This is a genomic window from Sphingomonas sp. LT1P40 (genome assembly GCF_036663835.1).
In the GTDB taxonomy this organism is placed as follows: domain Bacteria; phylum Pseudomonadota; class Alphaproteobacteria; order Sphingomonadales; family Sphingomonadaceae; genus Sphingomonas.
This window is the reverse complement of sequence record NZ_JAXOJT010000001.1, coordinates 76966-95343: the sequence shown is the minus strand read 5'-3', so window position 1 is coordinate 95343 and position 18378 is coordinate 76966. Positions and strand designations below refer to the sequence as shown.

17 protein-coding genes are annotated in these 18378 nt (G+C 61.2%); 2 read left to right on the top strand and 15 right to left on the bottom strand.

The window, feature by feature from the left end:
- Positions 1-957: a GDP-L-fucose synthase family protein gene (locus U1702_RS00415; protein ID WP_332721266.1), complete on the top strand. Its 957-nt coding sequence runs from the start codon at positions 1-3 to the stop codon at positions 955-957.
- Here the strand turns inward: U1702_RS00415 and U1702_RS00410 are convergent.
- The 9 genes from U1702_RS00410 to U1702_RS00370 are packed head-to-tail and all read right to left on the bottom strand — an operon-like array spanning position 938 to position 11193.
- The gene (locus U1702_RS00410; protein ID WP_332721265.1) at positions 938-2167 is read right to left on the bottom strand and encodes a hypothetical protein; all 1230 of its coding nucleotides are present in this window, start codon (positions 2165-2167) and stop codon (positions 938-940) included. The genes U1702_RS00415 and U1702_RS00410 overlap by 20 nt on opposite strands.
- Before the next feature lie 6 nt (positions 2168-2173).
- A complete protein-coding gene (locus tag U1702_RS00405) occupies positions 2174-4387 on the bottom strand; it encodes a GumC family protein (RefSeq protein WP_332721264.1) in 2214 nt (737 codons plus the stop codon).
- Positions 4388-4424: 37 nt separating this feature from the next.
- A complete protein-coding gene (locus U1702_RS00400; protein WP_332721263.1) occupies positions 4425-5135 on the bottom strand; it encodes a polysaccharide biosynthesis/export family protein in 711 nt (236 codons plus the stop codon).
- A 44-nt stretch (positions 5136-5179) separates the two neighbouring features.
- Positions 5180-6577 carry an O-antigen ligase family protein gene (locus U1702_RS00395; RefSeq protein WP_332721262.1) on the bottom strand — a complete coding sequence of 466 codons (1398 nt, stop codon included), beginning with the start codon at positions 6575-6577 and terminating at the stop codon, positions 5180-5182.
- A gap of 49 nt (positions 6578-6626) precedes the next feature.
- The gene (locus U1702_RS00390) at positions 6627-7757 is read right to left on the bottom strand and encodes an NAD-dependent epimerase/dehydratase family protein (RefSeq protein ID WP_332721261.1); all 1131 of its coding nucleotides are present in this window, start codon (positions 7755-7757) and stop codon (positions 6627-6629) included.
- Positions 7757-8638 carry a hypothetical protein gene (locus tag U1702_RS00385; protein WP_332721260.1) on the bottom strand — a complete coding sequence of 294 codons (882 nt, stop codon included), beginning with the start codon at positions 8636-8638 and terminating at the stop codon, positions 7757-7759. Before U1702_RS00385 ends, U1702_RS00390 begins: the two co-directional genes overlap by 1 nt.
- Positions 8635-9675: a Gfo/Idh/MocA family protein gene (locus U1702_RS00380; protein WP_332721259.1), complete on the bottom strand. Its 1041-nt coding sequence runs from the start codon at positions 9673-9675 to the stop codon at positions 8635-8637. Before U1702_RS00380 ends, U1702_RS00385 begins: the two co-directional genes overlap by 4 nt.
- 2 nt (positions 9676-9677) lie before the next feature.
- Entirely contained in the window at positions 9678-10451 is a 774-nt protein-coding gene (locus U1702_RS00375) for a WecB/TagA/CpsF family glycosyltransferase (RefSeq protein WP_332721258.1), read from the bottom strand.
- A 7-nt stretch (positions 10452-10458) separates the two neighbouring features.
- On the bottom strand, positions 10459-11193 hold the full coding sequence (locus U1702_RS00370; RefSeq protein ID WP_332721257.1) for an FkbM family methyltransferase: 735 nt from the start codon (positions 11191-11193) through the stop codon (positions 10459-10461).
- A gap of 109 nt (positions 11194-11302) precedes the next feature.
- Here U1702_RS00370 and U1702_RS00365 point away from each other — a divergent pair, with 109 nt between their 5' ends.
- Positions 11303-12391, top strand: coding sequence for an acyltransferase family protein (locus tag U1702_RS00365; protein WP_332721256.1), 1089 nt, complete (start codon positions 11303-11305; stop codon positions 12389-12391).
- A gap of 13 nt (positions 12392-12404) precedes the next feature.
- Here U1702_RS00365 and U1702_RS00360 read toward each other — a convergent pair whose 3' ends face one another.
- The 6 genes from U1702_RS00360 to U1702_RS00335 form a co-directional block, all read right to left on the bottom strand.
- Positions 12405-12827, bottom strand: a complete 423-nt coding sequence (locus U1702_RS00360; RefSeq protein WP_332721255.1) for an acyltransferase — start codon at positions 12825-12827, stop codon at positions 12405-12407.
- Positions 12827-13777 carry a WaaS/CpsH family glycosyltransferase gene (locus tag U1702_RS00355; RefSeq protein WP_332721254.1) on the bottom strand — a complete coding sequence of 317 codons (951 nt, stop codon included), beginning with the start codon at positions 13775-13777 and terminating at the stop codon, positions 12827-12829. The genes U1702_RS00360 and U1702_RS00355 overlap by 1 nt, the downstream gene beginning before the upstream one ends.
- Before the next feature lie 13 nt (positions 13778-13790).
- Positions 13791-15047: an O-antigen ligase family protein gene (locus U1702_RS00350; protein WP_332721253.1), complete on the bottom strand. Its 1257-nt coding sequence runs from the start codon at positions 15045-15047 to the stop codon at positions 13791-13793.
- Positions 15048-15119: 72 nt separating this feature from the next.
- A complete protein-coding gene (locus U1702_RS00345) occupies positions 15120-15716 on the bottom strand; it encodes a DapH/DapD/GlmU-related protein (protein ID WP_332721252.1) in 597 nt (198 codons plus the stop codon).
- A complete protein-coding gene (locus U1702_RS00340) occupies positions 15713-17014 on the bottom strand; it encodes a lipopolysaccharide biosynthesis protein (protein WP_332721251.1) in 1302 nt (433 codons plus the stop codon). Before U1702_RS00340 ends, U1702_RS00345 begins: the two co-directional genes overlap by 4 nt.
- Positions 17014-18360 (bottom strand): capsular polysaccharide export protein, LipB/KpsS family, encoded by a 1347-nt coding sequence (locus tag U1702_RS00335; RefSeq protein WP_332721250.1) that lies wholly within the window; start codon positions 18358-18360, stop codon positions 17014-17016. Before U1702_RS00335 ends, U1702_RS00340 begins: the two co-directional genes overlap by 1 nt.
- Positions 18361-18378: the final 18 nt, after the last annotated feature.

Below are 18378 nucleotides of genomic sequence, written 5' to 3'. Positions count from 1 at the left end.
GTGTTTAAGCTAGCGGGCAGCCGCGTCTGGATTGCCGGGGCGACCGGCATGGTCGGACGCGCGCTGACCCGTCGATTGGCATCCGAGCAGTGCGAACTGGTCGCCCCGCCCGCCCGAATCGACCTGCGCGATCAGCATGCTGCGTTCGCGTGGATCGCATCGGCCCGTCCCGATTTCATCTTTCTGGCGGCAGCGCGCGTGGGCGGAATCCTCGCCAACCGCGACCGTCCGGCCGAATTTCTCTATGACAATCTGGTCATTCAGGCGAATGTGATCGAGGGCGCGCGTCGGGCCAAGGTCAGCCGGTTGGTCGCAATCGGCTCATCGGCGAGTTACCCCGCAGAGGCAGCGCAGCCGATTTCGGAAAGCGCGCTGCTGACCGGCCCGCTGGACCCGGCACATGAAGGCTATTCGATCGCCAAGATCGCGGGAATCAAGCTGTGCCAGACCTATCGCCGCCAATATGGCTGCCACTTCATCGCCACCCAGCCGACGAACCTCTATGGCCCGCACGACAATTTCGACGCCGAGGGAAGCCATGTCCTCGCCGGATTGATGCGCAAGGCGCATGAGGCGAAGCTGGCGAGTGCCGGGTCGTTCGAGCTTTGGGGCTCGGGAAAGCCGCTGCGCGAATTCCTTTATGTCGATGACTTCGCCAATGCGCTGGTGTTTCTGGCGCAACGCTATGACGGCGAGGAACCGGTGAATGTCGGCAGTGGCGAAGAAGTGTCGATCGCCGATCTCGCCCGTTTGGTGGCTGATGTCGTCGGCTTTTCCGGCGGATTAACGTTGGATGCCACCCGGCCTGATGGCGTTCAGCGCAAGGCGCTAGACAGCAGCCGTCTGTCCGCGCTCGGCTGGCGACCGGCAACGCTGCTGACGCGGGGCCTGAAAGAAACCTATCGCTGGTATTGCAACGAAGGTCCGGGGCGCGGGCCTAATCGCCCAGGGGGGTGAGGGTGACGTGGTCGATGGTGAAGTCGACCGTCACTTCTTCTCCACCGCTGGCCATGGCAAGATCGAGCAGTATTGCGCTGCATGCGCGCGATATCGACACGGTTACGTCCACCATGCGCCGGGTCTGTCCCAGATTCGACGAGCTGCGCTGAAGCGGCTCGGCCTTTTCACCGCGCAGGCAAAGCAGCGACCAGGTCAAGGTCACATCCGGTGCGGGCGTTTCGATGTGCTGCCGCGTGCTGAAACGGTAAACGCCGGCAGGTACGACCAACAGTTTTCGCGCTAACGTGCCGGGCGTCCCGCGATCGATGGAGAAGGCGAGCGCTGTCTGGTTCTCCGCACCGTCACGCTGGAAATATGCGCCCACGCCATCGCGCTGGAACAACATCCAGGTAATCGGCACATAGCGCGGGTCGGCGCTGGCCGCCGAGAGCGCGGGCGACGCAAACACCGGTGCCGCCGCACCGGGCAGCCGCAAATAGAGGCGGCGCGCGTCGGCGATGCTGCCGCGCGATATCAGCCGGCGAAGCAGTTCGCCCTGCAACGCTTCCATTTCGGTCGAAGCCGGTATCGTCCTGGCGCTGGCCAGAAGCCGTGCGAACGCCTCCGGATTCGCCGATTGACGGAAGGCATAACGGAAAAAGGCACCGAGCCAGCGGTTGGACGGATCGATATAGGGGAGAAAGGCCGGCCATAACCGCTCATCCTCCAGCGCGACCGTCAGCACCGGAAACAACAGGTCCTGGCTGGCATTTCGGGTGCGCAGTGCCGCGTTATAATGGGTGAAGGCGCGCGGCACGTCATTGGCCTGCACGGCTTCCTCGATCAGCCACAGCTGCGTGCTCAAATTGCGGCGAGACTGGGCGTTGGACAAGGCAAACAGACGCTTTGCCGCCGGAACATCGCCCCGCGACGCAGCCGCCGCACCCAGCGCTTCGATCGCGCGCGGGTTGAGGCCCTGTGCCTCGACCGAGCGCTTGGCAAAGCTGGTGACCGTCACCTGATCGACCTTGCCGTCTTTGCCGATTCCCGACTGCGCCTGTCGCATCAACGCCACTGCATCGTTGCCGACCAGCGCCAGCGCGCGCTCGGGCTCGCTGGTCCGCGTCAGCACGGCCACAACATGGGTCCCCGCGAAATAAGCAAGCGGTACGAAAATAACCGCCACCACGGCGATCCGCCACCAGGACGGCCGATCGCTGTGCTTCACAACGGCCTACTCGGCGTTTTTGCCATAGCCATAACCATAGCCGTAACCATAGCCATAGCCGTAACCGTAGCCAGCCGAACGCTCCTTAAGCTTGGTCAGGATTGCGCCGAAGATGTGCGCGTGGCTGGACCGCAGACGATCCAGCGCCGAATTGATCCCGCGTACCGCGACACCTTCCGCTTCGATTACGAACACGACACCCTCGACCGAACGCGACAGCAAAGGCGCATCGGCAAGGCCCAGGATCGGCGGGGCATCGATCACGACATGGTCGAACACTTCGAGCAGTTCGGCAATCAGATGCTGCATGCGATCGCTGCTGAGCAATTCAGCGGCACTTGGCGGAATCGGCCCCGACGTCAGCACCGACACGTTGCGTGCCGCCTCGGAATGAATCATCCGTCGCCAGTCACCGTCACCAGCAAGGAAGTTGCTGAGGCCGGCTTCGTTCTGGAACCCGAACAAGGTGTGGACCGACGGGGAGCGCAGATCGGCGTCGATCAGCAGCACACGCTTGCCGGTACGGCCCAGGACGGTGGCAAGCGCCATGCTGCTCGTGCTCTTGCCCTCGCCCGGGCGCGTGCTGGTGACGACCATCGAGCGCGGGACGCCGTGGTCGGTCGAGAAAGCGAGCACCGACCGAATCGTGAGGTACGCCTCCGACAGATGCGACTTGGTGTCGCGCAGCATTTCGTGCGCCTCGGCATCGTCGAGATGCGGCACCGCACCCAGCAACGGGATGTTGAGCAAGCGCGGCACATCGGCCGGACTGCGAAGCCCTTCGTCGATCTGCTCAAGCGCGAACACCGCGACGCCCGCAACACCAAAGCCGACCAGAAATGCGATCGCCAGGTTGAGCGGCAAGCTTGGCGAGGACGGCATTCCGGGGCGACGCGCTTCGTCGACCACCGCAATGTTGTTCGCGGCTACACCGGCGACGCCGATCTCCTTGTAGCGCTGCAACAGGCCCTCATAGAGGGTGCGGTTGGTATCGACTTCGCGCTGGAAGATATTGTGCTGAATACCGTCGCGCTGCTGCGTCGCCAGTCGGCCCGTCAACATCTCGACCTGTGCCTTGAGCATCGACTCGCGCTCGATCGCGGCCTGATATTCGGTGGTCAGGCTGCCCTTTACGCGGCCTTCTTCGGTGCCGATGCTGCGGTCGAGCGACTGAAGCTGCTGACGCAGGGCCTGTGCCGCAGGATAGCCGGGTTCGTACTGGACCATCAGCTTTTGATATTCGGCCGCCACTTCGGCCCGCTTTTGACGAAGCGCGGTGATGCCCGGGTTGTTGACCGTCTCCGTGCTCGACGCACGTCCACCGCCAGCGCGCATCCGCCCTTCGATCGCGGCGCGTTGAGCAGTCGCTTCGGACAGCGCACCGTTCAGCGCGCCCAGATTGTCCGCAGCAAGCGTGCGTTCGCCGGTGGTGCGACCATCCTGTTCAGTCTTGGACAGCGTAACGATGCCCTTTTCATTGGCATAGTTCACCAGCCGGGATTCGGATTCCTGCAATCGGGCACGCAGCGTTTCGAGGCGACGCTCCAAAAACTGGCGCGCGTCCGCCGTCGATGCGAAACCGCGATCGATCGACGAAGCGATGAACTGCTCGGCAAAGGTATTGGCGATCAACGCTGACAGTTCGGGATTGGCGCTGGTATAACGAATATCGACCAGCGACGATCGCGCGACCGGTGCAATCTTGATATTGCGGCGGATCAGGCCGACCGCGCGCTGCTCCAGCGTCCGCCGCTCTTCAGCAGTGGAGCCAGCGGTTGCAGCCTGTGCCGGCGCCTTGCCGAACAATTGCGGGCGATGCGCCTCGAAAAATGCCTGATTCTCGGCAAGACGCAGCTTCTTTGCGACACGTTCGGCGAGCGAGCGCGCTTCGAGCAACGAATATTGCGTCTGATAGAATTCCTGGTTGCGATTGCCTTCCGACGGATCGACGGCTTCGACGTTCGTCACCCGCTTTTGCTCGCGCGCGATTTCGATCCGGCTGACCGCCGTATATTGCGGCGTCATCAGCATGGTGACGACAAAACCGAGCACCAGCGCAACCGCGATGATACCGAGAATCAGCCAGCGCCAGCGAAGAAAGATGTGCCAATATTCGAGCAGCAAAGGCGCAGCGGCAGGACCGCCGCCCTGGCCGGGTCCAACATCGTCGATCAGCGTCTGCTGCATCGGCGCCCGGTCGAGGGTCGAGTTATAATTCATCAGGGATAATCTCTGGCTGGCCTGGCGTACTGGCAGGTCACTGAAGCGCGATAATGAGCGGCGTGGTAATCAGCGGCGCGGCGGCGATGAGGTCCTTCCACATGCGGCGTTGCGGCGAATCGCCGACAATGACGATATCGTCGGCATAGATTTCAGGATCGGGATACGCGCCCCGGCGAATCGCCTTCATATTATAGACCGCCGCCATGCGCTGACCGCCGACGGTGCGGAACACGATCACGTCGTCGAGCCGGGCGAACTCGGTCAGTCCCTTGGCACCTGCCACCGCGCGCATCAGTGTCATACGCCCAACGACCGGGTACAGCCCCGGATCCTTCACTTCACCATCGATCGTCACGCGCTGGCTGATGGCCTCTTCCAGGTTGACGGTGACTTGCGGGTTGCGGATGAACGCCTCGCGCAGCCGCTGTTCGATCAGGCGTTCGATCTCGGGCGGGGACTTGCCGGCGACCTCGACCGTGCCGGCCAGCGGAAACGACAGACGCCCGCTCGAATCGACTTGAACCGAGCGGCTCTGAAGATCGGGGATGCCATAAACCTCGACCCGCAGCTTATCGAGCGGACCGACCAGATACGGCCGGCTGCTGCCAATCAGGTCGGCGGCACCGGGGGGTGGCAGCTCACTGCCGGGGAGCACCTGAAGCGACCCAGAACTCTGAAGCGGCTCCGGAGAGCCGCACGATGCCAGGACGCCCGCGAGCGCGATCACGAAGAGCTTGCCGTTCATGCTAACCCCTATGTCTTTTTAGGTCTTCTTTGTCCATCACGCTGTCACCAACCGGTTTTACGACGGACCGGTGCGGCAGACCGGTCATCCGCCGCCAGCCAGACCGCCGCAATTGCCAGCACACAGCCGAGCGCCGGCGTCCGCAACGGATAATCCGCCAGACTCGCCAATCCTAACAGCAAGAGCACCCCCGCGCCAAGCATGGCGAGATAGGGAAATGAGTCGTCACCGTGCCAGCTTCGGGCAACCCGGATTGTCCGGAAAAACGATCCCAGCACGGCGACCGCAAGCAGCAACAGCGCCGGAATGCCGCCCTCCATCGCAATTTCGAGCAGGTCGTTATGCGCATGGTTGAGGTAGCTTGGCTGAAGCAACACCGCCGCCTCGTTTACCTGATAGGCCTCCACGAACGAACCGAATCCCGCGCCCAAGGGCAGATATGCGCGCGCGATTTCGACAATCGGCCCCCATGACAATAATCGCATTTCGTCGGCGGACGCCGTGGCAAGCAGCCGGTCGAGCGCGTCGGATCGCGCCAGCGTTACCGACAGCATCAACAACAGCGCCAGCCCGCCGACCACCGCCGCGACCCACAGCATCGTCCGCCGCTTCGCACCGGCATTGCGGTTGCGCGGGATCAGGTAAATTGCTGCGGCCAGCGGGATTGCCAGCATCGCCAGCATCAGTCCGGCACGCGATCCCGTCACCAGAATCAGCGGGAACACCAGAACGACCACCATTGCCGCCAAAATCTGGCGCATCCTGTTTCCATCCGAACCATCCGGAACCATACGGATCAACACGGGCACCATCAGGATGAGGCAGCATCGAAACGCCGCCGCGTGATTGCGGTTGGCGAAGAGGCCGATCGGGCTGCCTTCGCTGCGTTCACCGTAAAGCGACAAGCCGATCGACTCGCCCCCGGCGAGCTGGAGCACGCCCAGCGCGCCGCTGACCAGACCGATACCGACGATCAGCGGGACCAAGCTCTGACGCTGTTCAGGGGTACAGCGAATGGCGAGGACAAGGGCGGCCAGCGGCACGCACGCCGCGTAAAAGGCGTTCCATCCGCGCCACGGCACCATCGTCAGTGGGCGCCACGGTTGCGGGATGCCACTGGCGACGGCCGCCTCCGCCACCAGGTCCCGACCCGGAAGCGTCGTCCATAGCGATGGCGGCAGCGGCACCAGATGGAGCAGGATCAGCCCGATCCACGCCAGCATCAACCCCAGCGGCCAGCGGAAGCGAGCGATCTCGTCGCGCGTCAACCCGACCAAACCGATGGCGAGGCAGACGATCGCCAGCGGCCGCAGCACAATCAGACCGGGCACATCCTCACGCGAGCTTCCGCCCAGCAAGAACGCGGCGAGCAGCAGGACGACCAGCGTCCAGTAAGCATAATTGCCCGAAAGCCCGCTCGCCCTGCCCGTCCGTGCCGTCACGCGTCCTCCATCCCCGATCGGAACATCGTAACGAAAGACGCAGGCCGCGTCACTTCATCAGTCCCTTTGCGCGCATCTCCGCCATCGACGCCTCGTAACTGCCATCGGCCTCCGGTGCGCTCGCCTGGACCCAGGCGCAGAAATTGGCGATGCCGGTCTCGAAATCGAATGCGGGGCGGAAATCGAGCAGTCGTTCGGCGCGCGCCATTTCGGCATAGTTATGCCGGATATCGCCCAGCCGGAAATTGCCGCTGACCGAGATCGTCGAGGTCGATCCGAGCAGGCGCTTCAAGGTCTGTGCGACCGTCATCACGCTGGTGGCAACGCCGGTGCCGACGTTGAACACATGACCCGCCGCACCGGGCAACTCGATCCCGCGCACCGTCGCCTCGACCACGTCGTCGACATAGACGAAGTCGCGCGTTTCCAGCCCGTCCTCGAAAATGTTGATCGGATTGCCCGCCAGCATCTGGGTCGAGAAGATCGACAGGATGCCGGTGTACGGGTTCTTGAGCGACTGGCCCGGGCCATAGACATTCTGATAGCGGAACGCGACCGGCTCGATCCCGATGGTGGGGCCAATGGTCATCACCATCTGCTCCTGCACCTGTTTGGTGATGCCGTAGAGCGACGACGGGTGGAGCTTGGATTCCTCGTCGGTGGCAACGAGTTCAAGCGCGCCTTCGCCCGGATGATGGACGTCGAAATCGCCCGCAATCATTGCCTCGGCCGAACGATGCTCGGGATAGACGAAGCGGCCATCGGCGGTGCGGTACCGCCCCTCGCCATAAACCGAGCGCGACGAGGCAACGACGATGCGCTTGACCTGATGCGGATTGTTGGCGAGCAGGTCGAGCATCAGCGCGGTGCCGCCGACATTGACGCGAGTGTAATGTTCGATCTGGTACATCGACTGGCCGGTGCCGGTTTCGGCGGCATAGTGGACGATCGCCTCCTGCCCCGCCAGCGCCGGCTCCAGATCGGCCTTGACCGACACGTCGCCGTGGAAGAAACGAACCTTGCCCGCGATCGAGCGATAGAGGTCGCCCTCTTCCGGTTGGTCGCCATGGATTTGGGGCGACAGCGTGTCGAGCACCGACACTTCATGCCCGCGCTCGATCAGCTTGAGCGCAAGCCGCGAGCCGATAAAGCCAGCCCCGCCGGTGATGAGGACGCGCATCAGCCCTGTCCGTTGATGAGCTTGACCGACTGGTCGATATTGCCGCGCGACGAGGCGCCGAACACGACCGACTGGATGTTGAGCTGGTTGATGAACTCGTAAGCTTCGGGTGCCGGAACCGCGCCCGATGCCAGCGTCGACATCGCCATCATCGGATAGGTGTCGCCGTCATTCTCGGCCAGCACGGACTCATAGGTCGGCACGTCCGGCGACATCAGATAGCCGATCTTGTTGATCGACGAGCACAGCACCACGTCCTTGATGCCCCATTCGATCAGCTTGGCGCGGGTGAATGGCATGTTCTGGGTGATCAGGCCGGGCAGTGCCTTGTGCTTCTTGCGGACATGCTCGCAATATTCGTAAATCGCTTCGCGCACGCCGAAACCCATCACCAGATCGGTGACGATGTTCTGCAGGAACACGACGCGCACATCGAGCCCCTTGAAGATCGTCATTTCCTGATCGATCAGCATCTTCATCAGCTTGACCGCGTCGAGCGTCATCATCGCGGTCGCACCGCGTGCCATCTTGCCCAGCGCCGAGCCTGCACCTTCGGAGAAGAGGATGTTGTTCATCGCGCCGACCATGCCCTTTTCCGCGACCAGATTCGCGTATTTATGGGGGTACGGAATCGACGGATACCAGGCGATCTCCGGATAGGCCGACGGGTTGCTGCGGAAGCGGTCGGTGATCGACGCGGCGCGATCGTTGCTGTTCAGCATGATCGCTCGCACGCCCGCGTCGAACGCGTTCTGATAGACGCCAAAGATGTTGTCGAGATCGGCAAAGCGCTCGGACTGCGCCTGCGCCTTGTCCTGCGACATGTGGTTGATGCCGAAAAACTGATTGTCGCCGAAGACGACGCGATCGATCTTGCTCATGCGAGCTCACCCTGAAGTTCTTTATTATCCTGGAACATGGCGTCGATGACGCCCAGCGCGGCCGTGCCATCGGCGAAGTTGCAGCGCGTCTTGCCGCCGCCCGCCACGATCGTGTCGATGAAGTGATAAAGCTGCGCCGTGAACTCGATGCCGCGCAGATAGAAGGGCACGTTGCTGAACACGTCGGTGATATAGACCTGGTTCCAGCCCTTTTCGTAACCGTGCTTCGGCGATGCTTCGGTCAGGTAGATCTTCATGCCGTGCTGGTCGGCCAGAATCTTGCCGCCGGTGCCGAACACCTCGATCTTGTTGGTCGGCTTGCGGAAGCTCTGGTCGCTCCAGTTGACGTAGATCGAACCGGTCACGCCACTGCGATAGCGGAAGCTGCCCGCGACGATATCCTCGACATTCTTGGAGAAGACCGGGGTCAGGCACGTGCCCGAAATCTTGTCCGGCGCGCCGAACAGATAGTTGACCAGATCGATGGCGTGGCTGGCCATTTCATACATCGCGCCGCCGCCATTGGCGTGGCTTGCGCGCCAGCCTTCTTCTTCCTGCTCGCGGATGATCGTGCTGCTGAACATCTCGGTGCGGAAGCGGACGAGCTTGCCGATCACGCCGTCCTCGATCAGCGACTTGGTCTTGCCGAACACGTCGTTGAAGCGGTTGACGTAACCGACCTGGTTGACCAGCCCCGCCCCGTCGAACAGCCCGGCCAGCTCCGCGCCAAGCACAGGCGACAGGGTGAAGGGTTTCTCGACGAACGCGTGCAGCCCCTTGGCATGGACGGCCTTCAGGATATCGTAGTTCAGCGCCGGCGGTGTGCAGACCAGCACCGCGTCAAGCGGCTGCTTCGCCAGCATCGCGGCATAATCCTTGTACGTCTCGACGCCGGCATATTTGGACAGCATCTTGTTCATCACGATCGACGGATCGGCGGTTGCGACCACCTGCGCGTTCGGATGGGTATTGGTGATGCAATGGTGCGTGACGCCCATGCGCCCGGCACCGATGATGCCGATTTTCAGCTTGCTCACAGTCACTCCGGATATTTCTTGATACCGACCCGCGCCAGCGCGAGGTGCCAGAAGAACTTGCCGATCTGCGGATAGCGTTTCAGCAGCTCGGGGCGGTCGATCGTGCGGATCAGCCAGGCGAGATAGAGTTTCCACCAGATCGCGGCGATTTCGGGCCGGTTGCCGGCATACCAGTCGAACACGCCACCGACCGCCGCGACCAGACACGTGTCGAGCCGGTCGCGGTGGACATAGCCCCATTTCTCCTGCTTCGGCGCGGTCATGCCGAGGAACACGATGTCGGGTTTGAAGGCGTTGATCGCGGCGATCATCGCATCGTTATCGGCGTCGCTGAACTCCGGCTTGAACGGCGGCGAGTAGCTGCCGACCGTGACGTTCGGATATTCCTTCGCCGCGCGCACGCGGATCTTCTCCAGCGTGCTGTCCGACGCGCCGAGGAAGAACACCCGGCCCTTTTTTTCCTCCACGCGCTGCATGAAGTGATAGAAGATGTCCGGCCCCTGGTTGGGCTTGACCGTCTTGCCCTTCAGCACCACCCCGGCCAGCCCGAAATAGACGCCGTCGAGGCACAGCCAGTCGGCCCGCTGCATCGCGTCGCGATAGACGGTGTCGCGGGTGGCATTGCCATAGGAGATCGGGCTGATCGTCTGAATCGTCGAACAGGGCCGGTTCATCGGGATCAGCGACAGATCCTCGTTATAAACGGCATAGCCCATCGCCGAGACGCACTGATCCGGACTGGCCCGGTCGGGCACGCCCGCAGGCCCGGGCTTCATCGGATCGTCAAGCATGGCGATAGCTGTTGCTGTTGAAGATGGGGTCGTCCGCCCGCGCAAAGAACAGGTCGATCTGCCACAGCGCGCCATCGGTCGAACGCTGGAGAATGTCGACGAGATTGAACACGCGGAACCCCTTGGTCTCCAGATATGCGATCATCTCGTGGAACAGCATCGTGTCGGGGCTGTGACGAAAATTATACGCCTCCATGACCATGTACTTGGTCTCTTTCAGCGTCTCTTCGGCGCTGTCGAGGATCGGCTTCTCGAAACCGTGGGTGTCGAACTTCAGGAAGAACGGCCCTTTCAGCCCCTTCATCTTGACGATGCTGTCGACCGAATGCACCGGCACGGTGCGCACTTCGCCCTCAAGCCCATGCACCGTGCTGCCGTCCAGATCGGGCGTCACCGCGAGTTCGACCGACCCGCCATCGTCGCGCCCGGCCACAGCCAGCACATAATCGTAACGGTCGGAATAGCGGTCCTTGAGCCGCGACAGGAACGGCTCGCGCTCCTTCAGCGGATCGACCGCGACGATCTTCGTGCCCGGAAACAGGTTCAGCGCCATCTGGCTCCAATGCCCGCGCGCCGCACCCAGATCGAGGATCGATCCGATGCCGTGATTCCAGCCCGACATCTGCTTCAGCACCGACTCCATATCGATGCCCTTGCGGTAAAGCTGAACGCCCACAGGGCCAAGCAGCGCGTTCGCCACGCCCAACAACGTCTTCTTCGCGCTCATATGATTCCCCAAAATTTGTTGCGGCGCTACAGCCCTGCCGCTTAATTGACAACGGCTTGCGGAAGTTCAACTGACGCAATCGCGCATCTTTGCGTCAAATGGGGGCATCATGACGAGCAGCGCGGTATCACCAGCCGGTGGCGCAAAAGGTTCTGCGCAAGACACACCGGGTCAGACGCTTTTGGGTGTACAGTATCTTCGCGGTGTCGCTGCCATGCTCGTCGTTCTGATCCATTTGCAGGAGCAGCTTCAGCGGGTTGGCATCAGCCTTGGCTTGGTCAATTACGGGTCGGCGGGCGTCGATATTTTCTTTGTCATCAGCGGTTTTGTCATGTGGCACACCACGGTCAAGCCAACTTCAACCCGCAACTTTTATTTTCGGCGGATTATCCGAATCGTTCCGCTTTATTGGCTGCTGACCAGTTTGATGCTCGCGATCCTGCTGCTTGCGCCCATACTGGTCAAATCAGGTGCGCTGGACTGGGGGCATGTTGTCGCATCCTATTTCTTTATCGCCCAACCCCATCCGGCCATCGCAGATTCGATGTTTCCGCTGCTCGTACCGGGCTGGACGCTGAACTATGAAATGTATTTCTATCTGCTGTTCGGATTGATGCTGCCTCTCCCGCCCCTCGCGCGGGTCATCACGGTGACAGCAGTGTTTTCGTTGCTGGCCGTTGCACATGTCTTTGCGCCGGACGGTGCCTCGATGCTGGGTTTCTACACCGATCCGATAATTCTCGAATTCGCCGCCGGGGCCATGCTCGGCTATGCGATTCAGCGCGGCGCGTGGCTGCCGCGGGGTGTCGCGATCACGCTATTGCTGTTCGGCGCGGTCCTGATCGCCGCACAGTTCGACGCGCATCGACTGATCCGTAACGGGGTCGGCTCGATCCTGATCGTCACCGCCGTCGTTCTGGGCGAGATCCGGCGGCCGATCCGCCGCTATCGCCTGCCGCTGCTCATCGGGGACGCATCCTATTCGATCTATCTATCCCACGCGATCTTGCTGTCGGCCCTGTTCCAGATTTATGGTCGCCTCTTCGATCTCAGGTCACCGGTGTTCGCGGCGCTCTATATCGCAGGCGCCGTTGTGGCGGTCATCATCGCGGGGGCATTGCTGTTCCGCTTCTTTGAGCAACCGTCACTGACGTTGTTACGCCACATGACGCGATCGAAAGAAAGTTCGCAAAGCTAGCTCGAAAAGCGATCTAGAGCCGCAGACCTTCCATCGTGATGTTTTCCCGCACGATCCGCGCCGGATTACCGGCCACGATGCAGTTCGACGGCACATCCTTCGTCACTACTGCACCAGAGCCGACCACCACCTGATCGCCGATCCGCACGCCACCCATGATAACCGCACCAATGCCGATCACGCACCATTCCCCGATATAGGTATGCACCTTCTCGCCGTCGTAACGGCCCAGCGATTTGCGCGGGATCAGCTTGTGGCTGAGGATCGTGACGCGCGACGTCAGGATGGTGTGCGGTCCGACATGGATGCCCTGCGGGAAATATCGGTCGAGGTTCAGTCCGCGCTCCAGTTCGCAGGTGATGTGCATGTCATACCCGCGTGCCCGGTACCAATGGTAGCGCAGCCGCTGCACGATCTTTGAAATGAAAAGTCGCATCACCCCTCCACCAGCCCCGCTGCCCAGCTGTCGATCGAGAAGCGCTCGGTATCCAGCTGCGACGTGATCGGGCGCGCAAGGAAGTCCTTCACGCCAGAGAAATCGAAATCGCGGATAACCAGAATCCGGTCTGCGCGATAAAAATCCTCATCCAGCACCCGGGCATTTTCGGTCACGATCTTCTGGTCCGCGCACATATTCTCGATGAAGCGCATCGTATAGCCGGTCTGCTTGTGGTTGGCGAAATCGAACACGCCGCGCGACCGTTCGATCAGGTCGATGATCCCGCCGAATGACAAGGATGCGAGCGTCAGTCCGGGCAGCGACTTGCGCTTGCGCCACAGCATCAATCGCACAGCGGGGCTGCATTTCAGGTGAAAGTGCGTGCGGATACCGTTTGCCTGACAGAAATCGTGAAGGCGCGCCAACGCGTCGAAGCGATGCAACGAACCGATCGCGCCAACGAAGTAGAGGTCGAAATCCTTCGCGCGCGTCTTGTCCGCCTCGAAATAGTCGCGGATCGCGAACAACGGCAGATAGGTGATCCCGATCTTTGCGGCATCGACCGGGTCGAACGTGGCCGCACGGTCGAACAACGGCAGCCACGGCTGGTAATCATGCGTTGTCAGCGAGTCCCAATTGTACAGGACGAACCGCGCAGCCGGGTGCAGTTGGCGCAGACGGCGCATATTCTCAAGCGACACATGATGGCACTGGATGAACAGCACCACGTCATAATGCGTGCCCGCCGTCGCCTCGATCATTCGCCGATGATAGGCGTCGAGCCGCGCGCGATAGGCCGACGGTGCGAACTTCTTGAACGTCTTGGCCCAGAATCCGGCATTCTCGATCGGATACCAGTCGGACTCAAAGCCCAGCCGTCCGAACGCCTCACGAATCTTCGGAATATAGTGATAGTAGTCGATCCCGACGAACAGCATGCGTGACATTACGGGCTTTCCGTCAGGCGAAGCGCGGGTCGGCGACGCCCGGACGTTTTGACGCGACCACTGCAGCTTTTCGTAGAAGCAGTCCGCTATATGCAAACATAAGAATGAATGGCGTGTAGAAAATTGCTTCGGTGGAGAGAGAAAGCAGGAAAATCGCCATCATCCACCACTTTGCTCTAAAAAAACGCTGTCGAAACAATCCTATAAAAAATACCAAAGCGAGCGGAAAACCCACGGTGTAAACTACAGTTATCAGCCCGTTGGAGTTTCCGCGATTTGTGATATTTTCGTCACTAAGCCGCGCCTCCTTATACCCGTACGTCTGAGCTTCCAGATAGTATCTTTGATAATCGAATCCGATGCCGAACCATGGATTTTGTTTCGCAATTTCCCATCCGGTTTGCAGATCGTAATTTCGAGCTTCTGCTGATCCTGAATTGTCACCGTAGAGTTTGCTATTAAGATTGGCGAGCATCAAAAAAGACAAGGGGACAAGCAAGATTGGGGCTATCACAAGCGCCATCCACTTTTCCGTAAATGACGCAGTGCGAAGGTAATTCAGGAAGTAAACGCCAGCGGTTCCGCATGCCAACACGATACCCGCCGTTGATTGTGTAGCGATCACGCCCGCCATCGCGAGCAAAACCTCTTTGCGCTGGTTAAATACAAATGCAGCTATAAACAGGTAAATGTTCAAATACAGCTGAAACACACCGGGCTCAAAGAAAAACCCGTTTGGACGATGCAGATATAACGAAGGATCATCGACCATTATGTGGTAATTGAAAATACCAAACATCGTAATGATGTCGTTTTCTTGACCGGGATTGTAGACGGTTACGAACAAAAACGGTGTCAGAATCGCAAAGATCGGCGTCAGAATCGCCTGCCAACTCATCCAAAAAAAGATCGGCCGCAGGTCACCAGCCAAGGTATCGCGCGGCAGGTCGCAATATACGCCCAGAAGCACTGCGCCCAGCAAGAAGTTACTGTATCGGATCGACAGTGCGACAATATCGATCGTTGTCGATCCTGCGAGCGCAACGATCAGCACCGCCAGCATCAATAAGCCAACCGCGCCCATTTCGCGGCGAAGCCCGAATGACGATCCTTTGATAACGAAGCACAACACGAAAACCGCGATCATCAGTGGAATTCGGGGAATCATCGACGACCCACCGCTCATCAGAATCGCAATGAACATCAACAGACGCCGCAGCGCCTGCAACATGCCCGGGCTTATCCGATCGCCTGCTGCCAGCATACTCATCGCGCATTTCCTCTTGCCGCACAGCGCGATAGCCGAGCAGGCGCGACCTGCCTAGCCCGCTGGCGGCCCGCCTCAGTCGAGAATGTTCCCCTGTGGATCACAGCGCAACCACGCCTGTCGCTGGTCGCAGTAGCGCCGGATCGGGACGGCCGGCGATCCCGCCGCGACGCAGCGGTCGGGGATGTCGCGCAGCACCACGCTGTTCGCGCCGATCACGCATTCTTTGCCAATACTGGCACCGATCACACAGACATTTTCGCCGATCCAGGTGCGTGCGCCGATCCGCACGGCGGACAGCTTCTTCAGCGGCTGGTCGAGCACCGGTACGCCCAGATCCTCGAACCCGTGGCGATTGTCGGCGACATAGAGCCGGTCGGCGGTCAGCACATCTTCGCCGAACTCGATATCGTGCGTGCAAATGATGTGCGCGTGATGCCCGATCTTGGCCCCGCGCCGCAGCCGCAGCGACGGGCGGTCGGCATGGACCGGCAGGATCGCGATATAGGCGCCGATCTGGATCCCGGCATCGTCCTCCAGGTGCAGATAGCGGTTGCCGACGATCCGCAGCGGGCGGATCAGGCGGACGCGGCGGCCGAAGCTGCCGAAAAACGGTCCCATCGCACGCCAGAACAGCGTGGAGACCATGTCGCGGATGCGGAACAGGATCATGCGGCCACCCCCGAATGCGCGCGCGGCAGGATCGCAAACCGGAAACCGGGCCGCCCGCGCGTGATCGCCAGATAGCCCGCGATCAGAATGACCGCCATCAGCAGATAGACGCCCGACTTGATGAGGCTGACCTGCACCAGATCGAACCGGTATCCGGTCACCAACGTCGAACCGAGCAGCAACCCGGTAGCGACGATCCCCGACCCGAACCCGATCAGATAGGTGCGGTATTGGATCAGGATGTTGAACACGATGGCGAGCGTGTTGGCGACGGTGAACGCTGCCAGCCCCGGCAGAAGCAGTTCGGCGTAGAGAATATCGGGGACGTAACGCGGGAGCACCAGCGCGACGACCGGCTTGCCCAGCAGCAGCAGCGCCGCCGCACCCGCAAGCGAGTAGCCGACGGTCAGCAGGAAGAACTGGCGCATCGACCGGCTGAGCTCATGATCCGATGCCGCGTCATAGGCGCGGACCAGCCGCGGCATGTAGAGCGAGTTGAGCGCGGTCGGCACGATCTGAAACAAGGTCACGAACAGGATTGCCAGATAGAGGTGGCCGAGCGCGTCGAGGCCAAGGAAGCGCAGCACGTACCAGCGTTCGATCTGCATGTTGAGTTGCAGGAACAGGCTGGACAGGAATACCGCGAAGCCGCTGGCGATGATCGCCTTGGCCAGCAGCTTGTCGGCGTTGATCGCGGTCGGACGCAGGTCGCGGTACAGCACCATCGCCATCGCCACGCCGATGATCGGCTGCAGCAACACCGAGAGTGCGCACATCAGCAGCGGGTCATTTTTCAGGAACAGAAACGGCACCAGCGAGCCCAGCGCCGACCACAGATTGACCCAGTTTAGCTGCCGCAGCATCCCCAGCGCGATCATCTGGCTGTTCAGCCAGTTGCGCAGCAGCGTCGTGCCGCCGCCGACCGCGCCCAGGATCAGAAACAATTGCGTGATGGCGAGCGAAGTGAAGGGCAACATCGCCCCCGCCACCACCAGCGCGCCGATGCCGATCAGCGCGGTATAGCTGTAGACGAGATTGTTGATCCGCCGCGCCTCGTCCCCTTCGGCCGAACAGATCAGGCGATAGCCGCCCTGATGGAAGCCGAATTGCAGCGTGCCGACCAGCAGGATGATCGATTGCAGCAATGCCACCAGGCCCAACTGGCTGAAATCCAGCACCAGCATCGTCACATAGCTGCGGCCGAGCACCACGACATTGACGAGGATCGTGATCGCAAGGAACAACGCCTGTGCACTGCGCGAGATCGTCAGCATCCGGAGGGCGTAGCGCCGTACCATCAAAGGCCGGCGCCCGCCGCCACGGCATCGCGCACCAGCCCGGTGTTCGGCTCTTCCAGCCAGTTGGCATGCGGGAACGGATTGCCGCGATGCGACAGTTCGAGCATCGACCCGATGAAATCGACCAGCACGTCATGCTCCAGCCGGCTGTCGGCCCCGGTGCCGTCGCGCAGCACGCGGCGCAGATCGTTGATGTTCGACAGACGCGTTACGCCGGGCAGCGAGTCGAAAAAGATGTCGCCGAGCACATAGACCTTCTTGCCGATCGCCGCCGCTTCCCAGCCGACCGTGCTGGTCAGCGTGACGACGCGCTCCGAGCGTTCCAGCACTTGTCGCCCATGCACTTCCGCGGGGACGAAATAGAGCGAGGAATAGCGGTCGCGCAGTTCGAGGAATTTGCGGCGCAACAGCGACCCCTTGTCGACCGGATGCTCCTTGACCACCAGCGCCTGGTTCGGGCCGAGCGAGCGCATGATATTCTCGATCAGCGCGGGCTGGTTGGCGTAGAATTCGGACAGATACAGCAAAGTCGCTTCGGGTTCCTGATGGAGCGGGTAGAAAAACACTTCCACCTCCGCCGGAATGTCCTCGATGCGGTCATACTTGGTCCACAATCCCTTCAGATAGACCGCGACGCGCTTAGAATATTCCTCGTCATAGCTTTCGTAGCGGAACGGCCCGTCGTTTCGGGCGGTGAGCGCGCGCAGCTGCCAGATCGCCGCCTTGGCGAGACCGACCAGGAACGGTTTCAACGCTCGCCGGCCCGAGAGATCGCGGACATAGAAGGGACGCCAGTCCTTGACCTTGAGTTGCGTCACATAGGTATCGGCCAGCGCGCGCATTTCAGCACTGGGTGTCAGTTTCGGCAGATGCCGCCCCGACAGGCTGATCGGATTGGGGAGCCAGTAGAAACGCCCCTCGGTCGGCGCGGGCATGGGGGCGAGATAGCGGATATCCCGACGACGCGCCTCGATCAGCAGCACCTCCGAAATTTCCAGCGCGACCAGTTCGTTGAGCACCGCGATCGGCCGATGCGCGTCGAGCAATTGCCGCCAGAAGGCGATTTCGCGGCCGAGGATGCGGACGCGCTCGGCATGGCCGAAGCGGCCGAGGAAGCGGTCCGACATGTAGGAGGTGATGAGATAATCGTCCGGCACCGGATCGACCGGCAGGCTGTCGAAATCCGCCTCGAAACAGGCAGCGACCGTTGCGCCCTGTGCCTCGACCTTCGCCTTTTCCGCGCGGGTCAGCGTGACATAGACGGCGTCGTAACGATCGTCGCGCAGGCGTGGATAGAGATCGGCCTGATAGCCGCGCGCGAAGAACAGGATTTTCGGCTTGGTCATGTCAGGCATTTCTCGGGT

Bases quoted from the DNA above. Each gene is read 5' to 3' on its own strand.
- U1702_RS00360 (WP_332721255.1), bottom strand. From the start codon at position 12,827: ATGCGACTTTTCATTTCAAAGATCGTGCAGCGGCTGCGCTACCATTGG.
- U1702_RS00385 (WP_332721260.1), bottom strand. From the start codon at position 8,638: ATGAGCAAGATCGATCGCGTCGTCTTCGGCGACAATCAGTTTTTCGGC.
- U1702_RS00345 (WP_332721252.1), bottom strand. From the start codon at position 15,716: ATGATCCTGTTCCGCATCCGCGACATGGTCTCCACGCTGTTCTGGCGT.
- U1702_RS00355 (WP_332721254.1), bottom strand. From the start codon at position 13,777: ATGTCACGCATGCTGTTCGTCGGGATCGACTACTATCACTATATTCCG.
- U1702_RS00335 (WP_332721250.1), bottom strand. From the start codon at position 18,360: ATGACCAAGCCGAAAATCCTGTTCTTCGCGCGCGGCTATCAGGCCGAT.
- U1702_RS00340 (WP_332721251.1), bottom strand. From the start codon at position 17,014: ATGGTACGGCGCTACGCCCTCCGGATGCTGACGATCTCGCGCAGTGCA.
- U1702_RS00400 (WP_332721263.1), bottom strand. From the start codon at position 5,135: ATGAACGGCAAGCTCTTCGTGATCGCGCTCGCGGGCGTCCTGGCATCG.
- U1702_RS00390 (WP_332721261.1), bottom strand. From the start codon at position 7,757: ATGCGCGTCCTCATCACCGGCGGGGCTGGCTTTATCGGCTCGCGGCTT.
- U1702_RS00405 (WP_332721264.1), bottom strand. From the start codon at position 4,387: ATGAATTATAACTCGACCCTCGACCGGGCGCCGATGCAGCAGACGCTG.
- U1702_RS00365 (WP_332721256.1), top strand. From the start codon at position 11,303: ATGACGAGCAGCGCGGTATCACCAGCCGGTGGCGCAAAAGGTTCTGCG.
- U1702_RS00350 (WP_332721253.1), bottom strand. From the start codon at position 15,047: ATGAGTATGCTGGCAGCAGGCGATCGGATAAGCCCGGGCATGTTGCAG.
- U1702_RS00370 (WP_332721257.1), bottom strand. From the start codon at position 11,193: ATGAGCGCGAAGAAGACGTTGTTGGGCGTGGCGAACGCGCTGCTTGGC.
- U1702_RS00375 (WP_332721258.1), bottom strand. From the start codon at position 10,451: ATGAAGCCCGGGCCTGCGGGCGTGCCCGACCGGGCCAGTCCGGATCAG.